Origin of the sequence: Nocardia otitidiscaviarum NBRC 14405 (assembly GCF_000308635.1) — a bacterium.
Lineage (GTDB): Bacteria > Actinomycetota > Actinomycetes > Mycobacteriales > Mycobacteriaceae > Nocardia > Nocardia otitidiscaviarum.
In genome coordinates this window covers 159,859-174,369 of the sequence record NZ_BAGD01000054.1, presented here as the reverse complement: position 1 = coordinate 174,369, position 14,511 = coordinate 159,859, and the positions used below count along the sequence as shown (strand labels likewise).

Annotated in this window: 13 protein-coding genes; 3 read left to right on the top strand and 10 right to left on the bottom strand. The window is 70.8% G+C overall.

All coding sequences use genetic code 11. The annotated features are described in order from the left end of the window. Window positions 1-180: 180 nt before the first annotated feature. Window positions 181-696 carry a polyadenylate-specific 3'-exoribonuclease AS gene (locus ON31_RS10845; RefSeq protein WP_039812274.1) on the top strand — a complete coding sequence of 172 codons (516 nt, stop codon included), beginning with the start codon at window positions 181-183 and terminating at the stop codon, window positions 694-696. A gap of 81 nt (window positions 697-777) precedes the next feature. Here the strand turns inward: ON31_RS10845 and ON31_RS10840 are convergent, their stop codons facing one another. From ON31_RS10840 to ON31_RS10810, 7 genes are all read right to left on the bottom strand, one after another. Further along, the gene (locus tag ON31_RS10840) at window positions 778-1,503 is read right to left on the bottom strand and encodes a lysophospholipid acyltransferase family protein (protein ID WP_029929345.1); all 726 of its coding nucleotides are present in this window, start codon (window positions 1,501-1,503) and stop codon (window positions 778-780) included. A 567-nt stretch (window positions 1,504-2,070) separates the two neighbouring features. Next, window positions 2,071-3,063 carry an ROK family glucokinase gene (locus ON31_RS10835; RefSeq protein ID WP_370450482.1) on the bottom strand — a complete coding sequence of 331 codons (993 nt, stop codon included), beginning with the start codon at window positions 3,061-3,063 and terminating at the stop codon, window positions 2,071-2,073. 8 nt (window positions 3,064-3,071) lie between these two features. After that, window positions 3,072-4,277, bottom strand: coding sequence for a hypothetical protein (locus ON31_RS37825; protein ID WP_255222050.1), 1,206 nt, complete (start codon window positions 4,275-4,277; stop codon window positions 3,072-3,074). Further along, entirely contained in the window at window positions 4,274-5,563 is a 1,290-nt protein-coding gene (locus tag ON31_RS10825; RefSeq protein ID WP_039812269.1) for an ArsA family ATPase, read from the bottom strand. Before ON31_RS10825 ends, ON31_RS37825 begins: the two co-directional genes overlap by 4 nt. Before the next feature lie 38 nt (window positions 5,564-5,601). Beyond that, complete coding sequence (locus tag ON31_RS10820; protein ID WP_039812268.1) at window positions 5,602-6,039, bottom strand: SRPBCC family protein; 438 nt, start codon at window positions 6,037-6,039, stop codon at window positions 5,602-5,604. 47 nt (window positions 6,040-6,086) lie between these two features. Then, window positions 6,087-6,473: a hypothetical protein gene (locus ON31_RS10815; protein ID WP_039812266.1), complete on the bottom strand. Its 387-nt coding sequence runs from the start codon at window positions 6,471-6,473 to the stop codon at window positions 6,087-6,089. Window positions 6,474-6,498: 25 nt separating this feature from the next. Then, window positions 6,499-7,665, bottom strand: a complete 1,167-nt coding sequence (locus ON31_RS10810) for a glycosyltransferase family 4 protein (RefSeq protein WP_051037076.1) — start codon at window positions 7,663-7,665, stop codon at window positions 6,499-6,501. Between the two features lie 222 nt (window positions 7,666-7,887). On the opposite strand from ON31_RS10810, the gene ON31_RS10805 reads away from it, so the two are divergent. Next, a complete protein-coding gene (locus ON31_RS10805; RefSeq protein ID WP_039812264.1) occupies window positions 7,888-8,529 on the top strand; it encodes a methyltransferase domain-containing protein in 642 nt (213 codons plus the stop codon). Window positions 8,530-8,713: 184 nt separating this feature from the next. Here ON31_RS10805 and ON31_RS10800 read toward each other — a convergent pair whose 3' ends face one another. The 3 genes from ON31_RS10800 to ON31_RS10790 form a co-directional block, all read right to left on the bottom strand. After that, a complete protein-coding gene (locus tag ON31_RS10800; protein WP_039812263.1) occupies window positions 8,714-9,727 on the bottom strand; it encodes a M48 family metalloprotease in 1,014 nt (337 codons plus the stop codon). 269 nt (window positions 9,728-9,996) lie between these two features. Next, window positions 9,997-11,022 (bottom strand): NlpC/P60 family protein, encoded by a 1,026-nt coding sequence (locus ON31_RS10795; protein ID WP_039812260.1) that lies wholly within the window; start codon window positions 11,020-11,022, stop codon window positions 9,997-9,999. Window positions 11,023-11,183: 161 nt separating this feature from the next. Then, window positions 11,184-11,816, bottom strand: coding sequence for a C40 family peptidase (locus ON31_RS10790; RefSeq protein WP_051037075.1), 633 nt, complete (start codon window positions 11,814-11,816; stop codon window positions 11,184-11,186). Window positions 11,817-12,361: 545 nt separating this feature from the next. Between ON31_RS10790 and ON31_RS10785 the strand changes: the two genes are divergently transcribed. After that, the gene (locus ON31_RS10785; RefSeq protein WP_081592362.1) at window positions 12,362-14,509 is read left to right on the top strand and encodes a DEDD exonuclease domain-containing protein; all 2,148 of its coding nucleotides are present in this window, start codon (window positions 12,362-12,364) and stop codon (window positions 14,507-14,509) included. Window positions 14,510-14,511: the final 2 nt, after the last annotated feature.

The following is a 14,511-nucleotide window of genomic DNA, read 5'->3' as shown; positions in this document are numbered from 1 at the left end:
ACCACACCGTGCCGAAGTGTTCCGACCGGTCGCCGGGAGCCGGCCGTTCCCGGATGCCAGCGACGCCGGGAGCAGGGCCTGCACATAGGGTGGTTCCCTGGGTATCCCGGCCGGGATGCCCGCCACACGCGGGTCGACGGCGGGTGCCGACGACCACCGACCGAGGAGCTGGCCGAGACCTTGCGGTATTTTTATGACTGCGAATTCATTGAGGACGGGATCGTCATCGACCTCGTCTCAATCGCGGTGGTGTGCGAGGACGGTCGCGAATATTACGCGGTATCAACCGAATTCGACGAATCCAAGGCCGGTCCGTTCGTGCGCCGCTACGTGCTCCCGCAGCTGCCGCCGCCCTCCTCCCCGCTGTGGCGCAGCCGCGAACGCATCCGCGACGACCTCTACAAATTCCTGGTGCCCCGCCCCGGTGTGGAACCCGAACTGTGGGCCTGGGTCGGCGCGTACGACCACGTCGCACTCTGCCAGCTCTGGGGCTCCATGGTGGACCTGCCCAACGCCCTCCCCCGCTACACCAATGAACTGCGCCAGCACTGGGATCAGCACGGCCGCCCCGCACTGCCGCCCGTCCCCAAGGACGCGCACGACGCCCTCGCCGACGCCCGGCACAACCTCGCCAAGTTCGAGGCCATCGAGGCGCACCGGCGGCTCGTCCGGCACACCGCCACCTCGGCTGGCTGAGAACCGGAAGCAACAGACGAGCCCCCGGGAAGACTCGGTCTTCCCGGGGGCTCGTCGTCGAATCGGGGGTCGGTCCGGTGGTCAGCCCGCCATGGTCTGCGGGATGCGGTCGGCGTCCGGCCGCGAACCGGTGGGCACGCCCTTCTTCAGACTGGCGGCGTACACGTCCACGTATTCCTGCCCCGACATCCGCATGAGCTCGTACATGATCTCGTCGGTGACGGCGCGCTCCACGAAGCGGTTGCCGCCCATGCCCTCGTAGCGGGAGAAGTCGATGGGCGCACCGAACTTCACGATGACCTTCTTCTTGCGCCAGCGGAACGGACCGGGTGGGCACACCTCGTCGGTGCCGATCAGGGCCACCGGGATCACCGGGACACCGGTCTCCAGGGCGAGGCGTGCCACCCCGGTCTTGCCTTTGTAGAGGCGGCCGTCCGGGGAGCGGGTGCCCTCCGGGTACAGGCCGACCAGGCGGCCCTCCGCCAGTAGCTTGCGCGCGGTGTTGAGGGCCGATTCGGCGGCGTCGGCACCGCTGCGGTCGATGGGGTACTGGCCGGTGCCGGAGAAGAAGAACTTCTGCAAACGGCCCTTGATGCCGGGGGTGGTGAAGTACTCGGCCTTGGCCAGATAGGTGATGCGTCGGGGGCTCATGAGCGGGGTGAACAGCCAGTCGGTGAACGACAGGTGGTTACCGGCCAGAATCGCCGCGCCCTTGGTCGGGATGTGCTCCACTCCCTCGACCTCGGGTCGGTTGACGAGATGCATGAGCGGTCCCACCAACACGAACTTCAGCAGCCAGTAGAACATCGCGTCCTTTCCCCTGATTTTCCTGATCGGGACCGGCCTCATTGCGGGCACCACCGTCAGCTGCCGACTCTACCGCCGAGACTCCGGCGTAACCAACCCCGGCGGCAGTTTTCACACGGTTGGCACACACCGAACCTGCTGGCAGCGGCCCGCGCTTCAAGGCCACCGTCGCGGCCGGGGCGAGACGCCGCGGCCCGCAACGCCTTCGGCATACCCCGCCGCGCCGGCGGTATGCGTCCGACGGTAACGGTACGCGTCCGACACGGGTCACCGGCCCACTAGCACGGCCCTGCCCGAGAACGCTGTCCTCCCCCGATAACACAAGCCCCGCGCCGCCAACACAGCCCCGCGCCGCACGGACGCAGCCCATCCGGCGGACACAGCCGGGTGCTGCGGACACGCCCCACTCCCACGGACACCTCGGACAACGCCGACACTACGCGCAGCGGGCCGTCGAGCACATGCCACACCCAGTCCGCAGGAACACCGCAATCCGGTCGCGAGAACACAGACCAGTCCGGCAGGCACAGCGTGGTCCGGTGGACACCGATCCGTCCGGGACGCGGTTCAGCAGGGCGGGTTGCCCGCCGACACCGCGTCCGGGTTCGCCACCAGGGCCGCGCGGGCGAGTTCGGCCGCGCCGATCATGCCCGCCGCCTCCCCGAGCTGCGCGGTGCGGATGCGGGCCAGCCGCCGGTGCTTCGCGCCGGTGATGGACTGGGCGTAGTGGTCGCGGGCATCGTCGAGGAACAGCGGGGCCGAGGTGCTCACGCCGCCCGCGATGACGATGAGGTCCGGGTCGAAGATATCGCTGACGGCGGCGAGTCCGAGGCCGAGCCAGCGCGCGAAGTCCGCCATCACGTCGAGGGCCACCGGATCGCCGTCCTGCGCCGCGCCCGCCACCCGGCGGCCGGTCAGCGAATCGGGATCGCGGTGCACCTCGCGGGCCAGCAGGGTGGAGCGCTGTGGATCGGTGGCCAACAGCTCCAGCGCCGTATCGACCAGCGCGGTGCCGCTGCAATACCGTTCCCAGCAGCCGCGTTTGCCGCAGGCGCAGGCGCGGCCGTTGGGCACCACCTGGATGTGGCCGAGTTCCGGTGCGACACCGTAGCTTCCGCGATACAGCTGGCCGCCGACCAGCAGCGCGGCTCCTATCCCGGTGCCGATCGCCACCAGCACCACATTGTGGCCACCCGCGGCCGCACCGAACCGGTACTCGGCCCACATGGCGGAATTGGCGTCGTGTTCCAGGATCACGGGCAGGCCGAGCCGTTCGGTGAGCCGGGTGGCGACGGGCGCGTCCTCCCACGGCAGATGCGGGGCGAACCGCACCGTGGCCCGGTCCTCGTCCACGAATCCGGCCACCGCGAGCCCGACCGCGCCGATCCGATGGCGCGCACACAGTTCGCGCACCGCCCGCGCCAGCCCGTCCTCCAGCGCCCGCGCCGACTGCGGCGTCGGCGCGGTCACGGTATCCAGCACCTCGCCCGCGCCGTCCACCACGGACGCGCGAATATTCGTTCCGCCGACATCCACGCCGACGGTCAGCGGCTGCCCCATGGCGGCCGTCATGTTGTAGGGGGCTTGATGGTCACGGAGATAGGAACATAGCCGGACCGCGCCGCCCCTTCACGTCCGGTGCCCCGTACCCCGCGCCCCGCGCCCGCTCCACCGCGGCCCGCCGACGGCACACCGCTACCCGACTCCTGCCCGCGGCCCCCCGACACCTGCCCGCGCCCGCCGCCTCCGCGCCCGGCTTCACCGGCGACCGGACGCGTCGGCTCGGCGAATGGGCGTGCGGGTTCGGCCGACGAGCCCACATCGCCCGGCGATGTGGTCGGACCGCCGCCGCTCGGACCCGCGGCCGCCGTGAACCAGTCTGTGCGACTGGAGGTTGGGATCCGCTGCGCGGTCTCGTCGTAGGAATGCTGCCGATAGGTGGCCGACGGATCGGCGCCCGCGGCGCCCCCGAATCCGGGCGCGTTGCCATACCCGCCCGAACCGGCGCTGGCGGTGGGACCGACCGGGTTCCCGCCGCCGCTCTCACCACCCGACGCAGCGTCGCCACCCGTCGAACCTCGGTCCGGCGAGCGGAGATTCGCGGCGACCGTGCTCCAGAAGCCGCCGCGCGCTGGACCGGTCGCCGACCCGGCGCCGGACACCGCCCCGGAGTCGGTCGCGCCGTCAGAGCCCGTCGCGCCATCAGCGCCGGTCGCGCCATCAGCGCCGGTCGCGGTATCACGGCCAGCCGCCGCATCACGACCGGCCGCCGCATCGGAGCGGCTCGCGGAATCCGGTTCCGGCGCACCAGGATCCGCGCCGGGAGCGCCGGCCATGCCCTCGGTCCAGGCCCCGGCGGCCGCGCCCGGATGACCCGTGTACCCCGCGCCACCCTCCGGCCCGGCACCGTGCTCGTTCCACGAATGCCGATGCGCCCCAGCATATTCGGGCGAATCCGGATCCACCTCGGGCGGAATGATCGGCTCCACCGGCACTCCCGCGAGGGCTTCGCGCAGCACCGTCACCAGGGCGGTGCCATGGTCGGCGATGGCGGCCACCACATCGTGGTGTTCGCCGCGCAGCAGGGCCGCCGCGGCGCATACGGGGCACCAGGCGCAACTGGACCATTCGGCGCGGCCGTCGGCGGCGGTCTTACGGAGTACGGGTTCGACACGCTCCAGGACGGCCTCGGCCAGCAGGCGGAGTTCGGCGGCGAATTCGGCGAGGTTCTCCTCGCTCGCGCCGTGGTGGTCACGGGTGTGCTGGTCGCTCATATCGGCCATACCTGAGGGTCGGGTCGGAATCGGACGATGAGGTGTTCGCCCTCGAGTTCGGCGTTCTCGACCGTGCACCGCCGCAACACCGGGGCAAGGCGCAGGCGACGCCGGACCCCGTCCGCTCCCACGATCAAATCGTCCTCCACTCGTCCCAGGCGCAGGGTCGACGGATCGACCACCGGTAGGTGCATGCGCATCGCGTACACCGACCGCACGCCGGCCCCCGATTCCAGCCGCACCATGGGCTCGCCGGTGACAGCGGGCACACCGTCAACTTCCGATCCCAGCATAGGGACCGGTTCGGATCCGACCCAGCCGCCACTCGCATCGACATCGAAGGACATCGCCGACAGCGCCGAGAGACCCACCGGTTCGGCACCGGTGTGCCCCACCACCACGACCGGTGTCGGGTCCACGCGCCGCCGCAACTCCGCGACCACCTCCAACTGCTCGGCACGGCGGTTGAAATACCACTGCACCGCGGGGTGTGCCGGACCGGCGAGCGAACCCGCATCGGGCAGCTCGCGGGTTTCGACGGGCGGCATGGGCGGCAGCACCTTGTTCACCAGGATCGCGTCCAGCCGCAGGCCGAGCAGCACCGCGGCCGAGCGCACCCGCGTCGATTCCGCCACCGCCACCCGTTCGGCGGCGGTCACCAGGCGCGCCCCGGTGCGGGTGCGATCGGCGAGCAGATCACGCACACCCGACACCGCGGCCGCGATCCGCTCCACCGTGGTGGCCAGCACCGCGCGTCGCAGATCCGCGCCGATGGCGCTCAACGTCCGGGTGTGCGCGGGCCAGACCCGTTCCAGGTAGCCGAGCAGCGTGTCGGGTGCGGTGACGATGCGCAACATATCGGCCGACGGCGGGCAATCCACCACGACCACATCCCAGTCCTCGTCCGCCACGAACTGCGCGATCTCCAGCAGCGCCAGCAGTTCCTGCACGCCGGGCAGTCCGGTCAGCTCGGCGGGGTCCAGCGCACCGATGTCGATACCGTGATCGTGTCCCGCGCCGGACAGCATCCGCAGCACCTCGCGGAACCGATCCTCCAGCAGCGCAAGGGAATCCACCTCGATCACATCGAGGCCCGGCCGCACCGTCTGCACACCCGGCACCGTGCCGGGATCGTGCGCGATGCGCACCCCCAACGCGTCACCGAGCGAATGCGCCTGATCCAGGGAGGCGAGCAGCACGCGCTGCCCGGCCCGCGCGTACGCCATGGCGGTCGCGCAGGCCAGCGTCGTCTTGCCCACCCCGCCCTTGCCGACGAACAGTTCCACCCGGGTGGTTGATGGTTGCGGCCTGGTCCTGCTCGCGGTCAGCCTTCGACCCGTTTCTTGAGTTCCTTCAATGCCGTATCGGTGATGACCTTCTCGGCCTTGCGTTTGAACATGCCGATCATCGGGATGTTCAGGTCCACCGTCAGCTCGTACACCACCTGGGTACCGCCGTCGGGCAGATCTATCAGCTCGTAGCTGCCGTCCTGCGCTTTCTGCAGGTCACCGCTCACCAGCGTCCAGCTCACCGCCTTGCCGTCCGGCCGCCAGCGGTAGGCGAGGGTGTAGGTGTCCTTCACGACGCCCGCGTCCAGCACGAAGTGGGCGGTGCGGGCACGGCCGTCGGAGCCCTTCTCCAGGATGTCGACCGCGTGCGCCGCGGCCACCCATTCCGGATAGGACTCCAGGTCGGCGATGACGGCCATCACCCGATCCGACGGGGCGTCGATGACGATCGACCTCTGCGTCCGGTCGGCCATATCGGGCAACGCTTCCTTTCCAGCGACGACGGTGGTGGCGACGGTGCTCAGCGGGGTGCGGGAGCGACGCCGGCCGGTCGTCCGGCCTCCAGTCGCGCCTTGATCTCGAAGGCCATCCGTTTCCCGGCGACCCGGCGCGCCCGATTGCGGGCCATCAGATCACGCGCCGACAAGCCGTCCGCGCCCGGCGGTTCGGCGTGCAGGAAGTAGTGCAGGATGACGCCGTCGAGCATCTCCTCCAACCACACCTCCATGGTGCCGGTCAGCGGTCCCTTGACGGTCCAGCGAATCCCCTTCTCGCCCCGATCTTCTCGCACGTCGAGTGTGAGGTCGGGCCACCAGTGGCGCCAGCGGGCGCGATCGGCCAGCAGTTCGCCCACCGCCGCCCCGGGCGCGGCGACGAACGTCTGGTCGGCAACCTGGATACTGCTCACCCGGCTGAGCCTAGCGGACCGGGAATCAGTCGAGCGTGGGGCCGGGGCGGACGGGGTGCGGTGCGGGATCCAGCAGGTGGCGCAGGCGGGCGCCCATGGCGTCCCAGCGCCACTGGCGTTGTACCCAGGCGCGTCCGGCGGCGCCCATGGCGGCGGCGGCATCGCGGTCGGAGAGGATCTCGACGATGGCATCGGCGACGGCGATCGGGTCGCCGCCCTTGACGACCTTGCCGGTCTCGCCCTCCCGCACGGTTTCCGGCGCGCCGCCCGAATCGCCCGCCACCACCGGTACCCCGGACGCGGACGCCTCCAGGAAGACGATGCCCAGCCCTTCCACGTCCAGACCGAATCCGCGGGTGCGGCAGGGCATGGCGAAGACATCGCCGATGGTGTGGTGGGCGGCCAGTTCGGCCGCGGGCACGCGACCGGTGAAGACCACGTCGTCGGCCACGCCCATGGCCTGCGCGAGCGCCCGGAGCTTCTGCTCGTACGGCCCGCTGCCCGCGATGACCAGCACCGCGCCGTCGATCCGCTCCTTGATCCAGCGCATGGCCAGGATGAGTACGTCCTGACCCTTGCGCGGGACCAACCGGGACAGGCACAGAATGGTCGGCCGGTCGCCCAGGCCGTAGCGGGCGCGCAGTTCGGCCCGTGCCGCCGGATCGGGTGCGAAGGTCTCCGAATCCACGGCGGGGGGCAGATACTCCAGCGCCGACTGCGCCCCGAAGGCCGCCGCGAACCGCCGCCGCGTGTATTTGCTGACGTAGGTCACCACATCGGTGTGATCGCCGATCACCCGCAGCGCCTGCCGCGAACCGGGCAGCATGGACCAGCCCACCTCGTGCCCGTGCGTCGAGGCGACGATGCGTTCGGCTCCCGACCGGCGCAGCAGGGGCGAGAGCAGCGCCAGCGGCGCGGCCGCCCCGAACCACACGCTGTCGCACTGCTCGTCGCGCAGCAGTTTGCGGGTGCGCCGCAGCACCAGCGGGGTGGGCAGCATGAGTGTGGTCGGATGCCGCACCACCTGGAACGGCTGCTGCGCGTCGAACTTCCAGTGGCTGTCGCCCCGCCAGCGCGGCGCGTACACCACCAGTTCGTCCGCGGGCAACTGTAGGGCGAGCGCGTGCAGGTACGACTGGATGCCGCCCGGCCGCGGCGGGAAATCATTGGTAACCAGGAGAGTTCGCCCCATGCCCTCAAACTACTGCACCGGCCTCCGCCGCCCGGTCCGCGGCCGACTTCGTGCACCCGCTGTGGGGCGCCACGCCGCGTTCCCGCGCCGACATGCCGTGAATCGTCCCGTGCGCGGGCCCGGCCGCCCGGCCCGCAGCACACGCACCGGCCGCGGTCGTATGCGCATATGCGCGCGCACCGCCGATGACGGGACCGGCCGCGCCGCATAGGCTGCCTGAGCATGAATTCACTTGCCGGACGACTGATGTCGATCGTGGCCGGGCAGCTCGGTCATCCCAGCGGTCCCCTCGGAAAAGTCGTGGCTTTCATGCTGAACCGCGGTAACCGGGCCGCGATAGCCGCGGCGGTCGAGGCCGCCGAGGTGGCGGCGGGCGAGGTCGCGGCCGATATCGGCTTCGGCGGCGGCGTCGGACTGCCGCTGCTGCTCGAGCGCGCCGGGGCCGACGGGGTGGTGTACGGCGTCGAGATCTCCACCGACATGCTGACACGCGCCAAATCCCGCCATACCGCCGAGATCGGAGCCGGTCGGCTGCGGCCGCTCGCGGGCTCCCTGGACGATCTGCCATTCGACGCCGACAGCCTCGACGCCGCCATCACCGTCAACACCCTCTACTTCGTCGCGGACCTGGACCGCGCCTGCGCCGAACTGGCCCGGGTGCTGCGCCCGAAGGGCCGCCTGGTCATCGGCGTCGGCGACCCGGACGCCATGGCGAAGATGCCCTTCACGCCGTACGGATTCCGACTGCGCCCCGTGGCGGATATCCAGGCCGCGCTGGGACGAGCGGGATTCGACGTCGAGGACAAACCACTCCCGGGCGGCCCGGTGCCGTTCCATCTCCTGGTGGCGCGGCAGCGGGGGTGAGCGCGCGGCACTCGCACTCCGGCAGCGGGGAGCACGCGAAACCGAAGACACGGTCGTTGGAGCCCGCCGGGCGGCAGTGAGCCACCGGTGTGCGCGATCTGCCGCCACACGGTGGGGGCATCCGTGCGCGCCACCGCCGCGCGGCTACACCCGCCGCCTTACGATCGGGACGTCCGTGCGCGGGCTACGCCCCCGCCGCCGTCCGGGTGACGATCCACGATCGCCAGCGGGCGAGGAAACCCTCGCGAGGGGTCCCCAGAGTGTCGCGCAGGATGTCGTCCACGGCCGCGACGTTCTTGGGACCCGTCGCGAGGGAGCGATACAGGTTCACCAGTGTGGGATCGCCGAATTCGTCGGCGATGAAAGCGCAGGCGGACCACGCCTGTTCGTAGGCCGACGCGGCCTGTCCGCTGCCCGGTGCGAAGACCGCGTCCGCGGGCAGGTCGCGCGGCAGTTCGCCGGCGCGGGCCCGCGCGGCCAGGGTGGGCGCGATCTCGGCGGCGGTCCGGTCTCCGCCGCGATGTGCCGCGTATTCGGCGAAACCCTCGAGCATCCACTGTGGTGACCCGTCCACGGTCACCGCGCGCGTGGCGATATGGGTGAGTTCGTGCCGCAGCACCGAGCGCAGCCCGTCGGGTCCGAGGCGTTCCCCGGACTCCGGACCGAACACCACCCGCTGCCCGGTGGGTCGGCTCCCGGGCCGGAACGGATCGGCGACGGTCACCGCGGCCACCTCGGCGGGCACCTCACCCACGGTGTTCGTGAGTCCGGCGAATTCCGATGGGCTGGTGGCGATCACCACCACGGGAGTGCGTGACCAGCCGGTTCCCCAGAGCGCGGTCACGGCCGCGGTGGCGTCGTCGAGTTCGGCGGCCAGGATGTCGATGGCATCCCGCTGCGCCGGATGTCCGAGCACGATCCCGGCCTGCCCGTCCCGGAGCGCGACGGTCTCGCTGACCACCTCCCCGTAGGACGCCATCGTCCGCCGCACCCGCTCCAGCTGCGGATCGGCGACCACACTCGACTGCGGCGTCGCGGCGGGCGGCGTACCCGCCCGCAGTTTCGGCACCACCGTCGTAGGCAGCAGCAGCAACGCACCGCAGGTCCCGGTCAGTGTCATCACCATGACGAGCGTGACGACGAACTGGAACCGCCGCCGCGTACCCAGCCACCCCCGCAACCCCCGCAGCGCGCTCATGCTGCGCTCTTTCCCGCAGGAGCGGGGCGCTGCGTCGTGACACCCCACTGCCGCCTCCGCGCCCGGGCGCTCATGCCGCGTCCTTTCGGGCATGAGCGGGGCGTGGCATGGCATCGCCCGATTGCCGCCTCCGCGCACGTCCCCCGTGCCGCGTGCGCCCCGGCGCCCCGCCCGACCTCTCGCGCCGACTCTCTCCTCCGGACATGAGCGGAGCGCCGCGAGGTTACCCGCCGCTGCCTCCACACCTGAACGCCCATGCCCGCCTCGTATCAGTAGCGTCGCGCCGAATGGAAGGGTGTGGAGCCCATCGGGGCGACCGCTACCGGCACGCCGAAGGTGGAGGCGTGCAGCATCAGACCGTTGCCCGCGTAGATGCCCACATGTGACACCTCAGGGTAGAAGAACACCACGTCTCCGGGCTGCAGATCGGCCTGCGCCACCGGCGTGCCGAACTGCGACTGCTGCTGGCTGGTGCGCGGCACGTTCTTGCCGACCTGCTTGAACGCCCACTGCACCAGGCCGGAGCAGTCGAACTGGTCGGGACCGACCGCACCCCAGACATAGGGCGCGCCGACCCGGGTGAGTCCGGCGGCCAGCGCACTGGTGCCGCTGCCGGGTACCAGTCCGCGCAGCAGGGTGTCGCGGTCGAAGCCGGGCGGGAACATGGATCCGGCGAGGGCGGACTTGTCGCTGGCCGACAGCTGCCCCCAGGCGGCGATGACCTGTGCGATGGATCCCTGGAGTTCGGAACGCTTGTGCTCGAGGTCGGCGCGCACGGCGTCGGCCTGGGCGCGCGCGGCATTGGCGGCGTCGGCGGCGGCGCGGGCGGCGGCTTCGGCGGCTGCCGCCGCGTCGCTGACCTTCTTGTACTCGCTCAGCTGTGCATCGGTGCGGCTGCCGACCAGCGCCAGCGTGGACATCTGGTCGAGGAGCTGCTGCGGTGAACTACTGGCCAGCAGCGCGGTGAGCTGGTTGTTGCGGCCGCCGGTGTAGGCGGCGGCCGCCGCGCGGTCGATGACCGGCCGGTACTTCTCGATCTCGGCGCGGGCGTCGCCGAGGACCCGGGCGGCTTCGGCGGCCGTGGCGTCGGCGGCCTCGGCGGCGGCGACCTTGGCATCGAGGTCGGCCTGGGCGTTGAGCGCGGCCTGATTGAGCTGCTCGGACTGCCGGGACAGATCCACCAGGGTGGTGACGGCCTCACCGGCGGTGGCGGGGGTGGTGACCGGGTCGGCGGTGGCCGGGCCGCCTCCGTAACCGGCGACGACCAGGACGCCGACCGTCAGAGCCCCGCCCACGAGTCGTTTGGTTCGCTGTATCCGCTGCTGCGCTGCCACCGTCGGCGTGTCCCCGTCTCTTACCCCGAGTTGGAAAGAAAGGTCTCGATAAGGTTACGAAACGGCGGCCGTGCGTGTCCAGTAGGACACGAAAGGGTCACGGCCGCCGTGGATTTCGCAGGTCAGACGCGACGGGCTCCGGTGAACGGCATCGAGGAGATGGGGGCCACCTTCACCGGCTGGCCGGAGGTCGAGGCGTGCACGACCTCACCGTTGCCGACGTAGATGCCGGAGTGGCCGCCGCCGTAGAACGACACGATGTCGCCGGGCTGCAGCGCGTCGTAGGAGACCGGGGTGCCGGCGTTGAGCTGTTCGTAGCTGGTGCGCGGCAGGTCCACACCAGCCTGGGCGTAGGACCACTTCACCAGACCCGAGCAGTCGAAGGCGTTCGGGCCCGCGGCGCCGTACACGTACGGGGAGCCGACCTTGCTCATCGCGGCGTCGACGGCGAGTTCCCCCGCGGTCTTCTGCGGGGCGACGAACGGGGCGGGCGCGGGCGGCACCTCGACACCCGGAATCGGCGGGATCACGACCGGAACGGACTCCGGTACACCCGGAATGCCCGCGGGCAGCTGAACCTGATCGGGGACGTCGAAGGTGCCGACGCCGGGGATGGTCACCGGCTGCGCCGATGCGGGGGCGGCGGGCAGCAGCAGCGCGCTCAGCGTGGCAGCGCCGACTGCGCCGGCCGCGACGGCTCGCTGCGCACTGCGCTGCACGCCCCGGGCCTGTCGCTTGACGGTGTTGGTCGCCATGATGAGGTACTTCCAATCTGCCCCGCGACGCCGCACCGGTTTGGTGGGTCGGACTCCGCGAGGTCTCAGGAAGATTACGAGCCGATAACGGTGGTTTGTAAACCCGAAGTCGTACCCGGACTACGCCAAATTGTTGACCACCCCTATTTCGGTGCGACAAAAGTCACAGCAATCACGAAACAATAACGACGGCCGTTTCGTCGGGAGCGTCGCGACGGCTACCGAGCAGTAGCGCGCGCTCATCCATAGCGCGCTCTATCTCGGCTATTACCGAATATCCCCTGCTCAGGCACATAGTCATTGATCAGGACACGCCCGACCCCGCGACCCGCCGCGCCGACATGCCCGGCAACCCGGCCGTGCGCGCCAGGCGACCCACTGGACCGTCCGGTCACCCCGTCCACATTGATCGACAATGCGAATAACTGTGACCCTGGTCACTAAGAGGCATACTTTCGCAATTCGGGTCATTCATCTCGAGAATCTCGGTCAGATAAACGGACATTTCCGTCGTGAAAACATGTCGGACCCCCGGCCTACGCTTGCTGGCCGTGCCCGAGCAGCTCGCCTTCGACGACCTCGACACTCCGCTCTACGCCACGACTTTCGTGGTCGTGGACCTGGAGACCACCGGAACCAGCCCCGAGGGCGACGCCATCACCGAGATCGGCGCGGTGAAGGTGCGCGGTGGCGAGGTACTGGGCGAGTTCGCCACCCTGGTGAACCCCGGGCGGTCGATTCCACCGCAGATCGTGCAGGTCACCGGCATCACCACGGCCATGGTCTACGACGCGCCCCGGATCGACGCGGTCCTGCCCGGCTTCCTGGAGTTCGCCGCGGGCGCGGTGCTGGTGGCCCACAACGCACGCTTCGACCTCGGTTTCCTGAAGGCGGCGGCATTGCGCTGTGAGCTGGCCTGGCCCGCGTTCCAGGTGGTGTGCACGGTGCAACTGGCACGGCGCATCCTGGGCCGTGACGAGGCGCCCTCGGTGAAGTTGTCGGTGCTGGCGCAGCTGCTGGGCGCGGAGACGACGCCCACGCACCGCGCGCTCGACGATGCCCGCGCCACCGTGGACGTACTGCACGCGCTCATCGGTCGGGTCGGGAATCTGGGCGTGCACAGCCTCACCGAACTCGTCGACTATCTGCCGGAGGTCACGCGGCAGCAGCGCGCCAAACGCGTACTGGCGGTGGATCTTCCGACCGCGCCCGGGGTGTATCTGTTCCGCGGTCCCTCCGACGAGGTCCTCTATATAGGGACGGCGGTCAATCTGCGCCGCCGGGTGCGCGGCTACTTCACCGATTCGGAGACCCGACCGCGAATGCGGGAGATGGTGCGGCTGGCCACCCGGGTCGACCACGTGGTGTGCGCGCACGGGCTCGAGGCCGGGGTGCGGGAGCTGCGGCTACTCATGGCCCACGCGCCGCCGTACAACCGCCGGTCGAAGTTCCCGCAGCGGGCGTGGTGGCTCACGCTCACCGAGGAGCCGTTCCCCCGGTTCGCGGTCTCGCGGAAGCCGACGCGATACAGCCTGGGGCCCTTCAGATCTCGGACGGACGCGGCCGAAGTGGGGGTGACAATCGCCGAGTACACCGGCCTGCGCACCTGCACCGTGCGCATCCCGCGCGACGGCCGCCACGAGTGCCCGCCCGCCGTGGTCGGCGGTTGCCCGGCGAGCACCCGAAACGCACCCCTATATATAAAGGAGTACAACCACGCTCCCGAAGCGGTCCGCGCACTGTTCACCGGCCGCTGCGACGAACCGCTGCACGCCATTCGCGCACGCATCGAAACCTATTCCGACGCAGAGACTTTCGAATCCGCCGCCCGACTCCGCGACCGCCTGGCCACCGTCCTGCGCGCACTGCGCCGCACCCAGCGCCTGGCCGCCCTGGCCCGCATCCCCGAACTGATCGCCGCCCGCCCCGACGGCGCGGGCGGCTGGGAGTTCGCCGTCATCCGCCACGCCCGCCTGGCCGCCGCCGGAACCGCAGCCCGCGGCGTACCCCCCATGCCGGTCGTCGACCACCTGGTTGCCGCCGCCGAAACCGTCATCCCCACCCGCCTCCACGACAGCACTCCCCCCGACACGACCGCACCCGATCCGACACCACCGCCCGGCACGCCCGGCAAAACCCCGAAACCCGCACTCGGCACACCCGACCACACCGCGAGACCCGTACCCACGCGACCTGACGAAACCCCGCAAGCACTCAGCGCGCCCGACCGGACCCCGGGCCACACACCCGGCACACCCGACCAGACCGCAGGCCACACACCCGGCACACCCGACCCAACCGCGGGCTACACACTCACCACGCCCGACCGCACCTCGGGACACGCACTCACCACACCCGACCAGACCGCAGGCCACACACCCGGCACACCCGACCCCATCCCGGGCTGCACACTCCCCGCGCCCGGCCACACCTCTGGATACACACCACCCAGCACACCCGACCGCATGCCCGCGGGGGACATACTCGACGACGGCCCGTATCCCCCACTGCGCGGCGCACTTCCGGAGGAGGCCGCCCTCCTCGCCCGCTGGCTGGAACAACCCGGCACCCGCATCGTCCGCACCTCGGACGGCTACGGCGAACCCCGCCTCGGCGCAGGCGCATGGACGACCTGGCTCGACCGTGCCGACGCGGCGGCCCGCGGTGAACAGCCCATCGACGACCACGGGTGACA